Raw genomic sequence first — 340 nt, 5'->3', positions numbered from 1 at the left:
CTGACCCGGCTCCAGCAGATTCACCGCGAGGCGCAGTTCTACTGGGACTTCATCTGGGTCGAAAACAGCAACGGCTTCCACAACTGGGATGAGGCTCACCGCGTGCTCGACAAGGCCGAGGCCCTGATCAACGAGGGCATGGGCGTCCTCGATAGCGTCTAAGAACGCGAACAATGAGCGCCGCCATCCCTGCCGGGTGGCGGCGCACGGCTCTTCATTTTTCGGAATGCCACGTACTTATGAACTGGCGAAAAATCTTCAAACCCAGCGCCAAGCTGTCCATTTTTACGCTGGTCATCGGCGGTGCCGTTTTCGGTGCGGTCGCCTTTTATGCGGGCCA

1 protein-coding gene is annotated in these 340 nt (G+C 58.8%); it reads left to right on the top strand.

The window, feature by feature from the left end:
* On the top strand, positions 1-162 hold the full coding sequence (locus G3I74_RS16250; RefSeq protein WP_203594409.1) for an ammonia-forming cytochrome c nitrite reductase subunit c552: 162 nt from the start codon (positions 1-3) through the stop codon (positions 160-162).
* Positions 163-340: the final 178 nt, after the last annotated feature.

It is taken from the genome of Wenzhouxiangella limi (genome assembly GCF_010499265.1).
In the GTDB taxonomy this organism is placed as follows: domain Bacteria; phylum Pseudomonadota; class Gammaproteobacteria; order Xanthomonadales; family Wenzhouxiangellaceae; genus Wenzhouxiangella; species Wenzhouxiangella limi.
Note: the sequence above shows the minus strand (reverse complement) of the source record. Positions and strands in the feature narration are given on the sequence as shown.